The sequence below is a fragment of the Bacillus sp. 05T31 genome, from assembly GCF_056396725.1.
The window spans coordinates 1-3,068 of the sequence record NZ_JBFTMA010000545.1; the positions used below are offsets into that span (position 1 = coordinate 1).

At 35.8% G+C, this 3,068-nt stretch carries 2 protein-coding genes and 2 pseudogenes; all 4 read right to left on the reverse strand.

Annotation, left to right across the window (positions count from 1 at the left end; genetic code table 11):
* Positions 1–131 (reverse strand): annotated as a pseudogene (locus AC1DJR_RS23835) (Tn3 family transposase); the annotation flags it as partial.
* Between the two features lie 187 nt (positions 132–318).
* Positions 319–1,737 (reverse strand): homocitrate synthase/isopropylmalate synthase family protein, encoded by a 1,419-nt coding sequence (locus AC1DJR_RS23840; RefSeq protein ID WP_477003664.1) that lies wholly within the window; start codon positions 1,735–1,737, stop codon positions 319–321.
* Positions 1,734–2,799 (reverse strand): annotated as a pseudogene (locus AC1DJR_RS23845) (alpha/beta fold hydrolase). Before AC1DJR_RS23845 ends, AC1DJR_RS23840 begins: the two are co-directional and overlap by 4 nt.
* Before the next feature lie 14 nt (positions 2,800–2,813).
* A partial coding sequence (locus AC1DJR_RS23850; RefSeq protein ID WP_477003665.1) for a DUF441 family protein occupies positions 2,814–3,068 on the reverse strand: 255 nt, incomplete at its 5' end.

A 3,068-nucleotide genomic window follows, 5' to 3' on the forward strand; every position in this document is an offset into this window, starting at 1 on the left:
AATCCTAGCATATGACACATGGCAAAGACATGATCTACAAAGCCTGCTGCATCCGGATAATGTTCTTCAATTTCCAAATCTGTTTCATGATATAGTAGGCCATCAATAATATGTGGCGCTTCTTCTGAAGAAGGGGCACGGCAACGATTCTTTCTTTTTGGGGCCATTCAAAAAACAGATAGAATTCAAAGAACATATTGCATTCTATCTGTTTTTTATTTTTTCACATAAAGAACATTGAGGCTGCTTATACTCTTATCAGTCAGATGGTTTACTAAAACATCATCATAACAGAAATAAAAACTTTTTTATATTTTACTAATATACAAATACTTTTGATGAGCTTTCCTCTAACAAACTAGAATTATAATTAGGTGCTAGTACGATGTTTGTATATGTTCCTGTACCCGAAAGGTATTTGTACCTATGTTTTAACCCTGATGGAATAAAAACAGATGCTGGACTTTCAATTATTTGCAATTCTCCTTCAATTTCTACTTCACACATGAGACCAGTACCATCTATTCTATTCCCCCAAAAAATAAAGGCACTATCRCAATGATGTGCRTGAGTATCTACATGTCCTTCTAAGTTCTCATCCAYATGGGCGTCGTAAAATACACGCTGTATTACATAAAATGAAGCACGTTCATCAGTTCTATAATCCATCTGTACCCAACGCTCTCCTGGACCATCACGATGATATAAAAGCTCAGATGCTCCTTTTACAAATGGTTTACTAACTCGGAGACACTTTGAAAGCCGAGGCCCTTTTCTTTCTATACGTTTTTGTTGTATGTTCCTTACTCTTCCTAACATTTCAGGTTGAATACCCTCGTATGCTGAGTAATTCTGCTGAACAGCTTTTATATGATAGGATGCAGTATGAGTAAATATATTCTTTCCAATAATCGGTCTCCAATGATCTACTTGACAACCAGTAGCTAATTGGAGAGATTGCGTTAATTCAGGAATCATCTGTAGTTTAAAGCAATGTAGATTACGCTTTTGAGATAAAAATACTGATAAATTTAGCAAATCAACAATCCCAGCACGTTCACCTATTCCGCACAATGTAGCATCAATGACAGATGCCCCCGAATCGATCGCAGCAAGAGCATTTGCCATGGCTAATCCTAAATCATTATGAAGATGAACTTCAATCTCACAAGGGAATGTCTCAACAGATTTCTTCACGATTGTCGCACACTGACCTGGCTCCCAAATTCCTACAGTGTCTGCTAAACTGATTCGATCTACTCCAGCTATATGTGCAATCTGTCCAATGTAGGCGATATCTTCCCATTCCGTTCGTGAAGCATCTTCAATAGTAAAACGGATTTTCATTCCTAAAGATTTTGCTTCTTCAATAGCATGTTTCACCTGATTAATAACATAATCTTTTGATCGATTGGTATACTTTGTTTGTAAAGAAATAGGATTAATAGACGCCCAGATTCCTATCCAATCGGCACCAGCACGAKAAGCCGCATGAACTTCTTCTTTTTTCGCCCGAGCATGCATAAGTATTTCGGCGTGCTTTGCAGATGCTGCAACTTCTCGGCAAATCTCTTCTTCTTCTTCAGAGATGCCAGGGTGTCCAACTTCAATAAGACTTACTCCAAAATCCTCTAACATGTGAAGTAATGTAATTTTGTCTTCCTTGGAGAAACGAATACCACATTGTTGTTCTCCTTCACGTAAGGTAGCATCTAATATTGTTAAACCCTTTTTCATTCCTGTTTGCCTTCTTTCGCTTCTATAAAGTTTAATGTTTGTTCGAATAGGGTATTACGATTCTTTTCATAAACAGCCCAGTGTGTTGCATCGGGGATTACTACTTCTTTTTTTTGTTTTGCACTTGTTAATTTTGACATCATATTTCGGTTTGCAAATATGTCATCTTCCCCGTAAATGACAAGTAATGGAGYGGTAATCTTAGATACATCATATAGRGGCTGATTTTTCCAAATATAAAATAAATCTTCAAGTGGACCGACTGGTCGACGAATCGTTTGATTATTTTTCTTACTCATAGGATCTGAATCAATAAAAACTTGTTTTACGGCATCCATTGCTTCGTTTGTAACAATTTTTTTATTTCCCATCATCATATGCCAATGATGCATTCCTTTATCAAAGTCCACCATTTGATAAGCTGGTGCTTCAGGATTAAACTGATTAGGTTGTAGTGGGTTTTCGAAAGGCTGTGTCATCATAGGAAGTGTGAACCCATGCATATATCCATATAAAATAAGTTTATTAATATCTTGAGAATGGGATATTGCATAATTTCCAGCCACAACACCTCCATATGACCATCCAACAATATGAATTTTTTTTTACGTTTCTCTTCTTTTTAATCCAATTTACAATTGTTTCCAGATCCTTAGTTGCATCATTCAAATGAATAACCGGACGGTTTTGGGCAGGAGGATCTGACATTTCTTTAGGGCGAGAAGAACGACCAAACCCTCTGAAATCCATAGCCCAAGTATCATACCCTTTTCTGGCATACTCATCCATCCATGAAAATTTTGGTACATCAAATGCTTGAGCTGTAGGTACACTAAATGGTTCTAAAAATAAGATGATTTCATCAGATGTATACTGTTTTTTATTATTTAAGTTTTTATGAAGTAAAAATAAATTTTCYTCTCCTTGCTGAATTTCTAATTCTTGTTTTACCACTTTAGAAGTTTGATCATTTTGAGAAGTTTCTTTGATATTAGAACAACTAGACATAAGTATTATCAAAAAAATCCCTACTAAACTAATATGTGTCCATTTCATCTTCATTTAGAATATTCCTTTCATTTCATAGAAATGATAGCTATGATTCCAGCCGCAATAATTAATCCGGCTGGTAACCCTTTTGTAAATAATACGGCAATAAGAGTACCTATTAAGACACCTAACAATATCGTAGGATTCATAGGTAGAACTCCTACACCTTTTCCTCCTATGTATGACACAGTAAAACCCGCTAGAATGGATCCTAATCCGATAGGAGAGGTAATTAATTTTATTACGTTTTCACTTGTAATCTTTCCAGATGTAATTGGTAC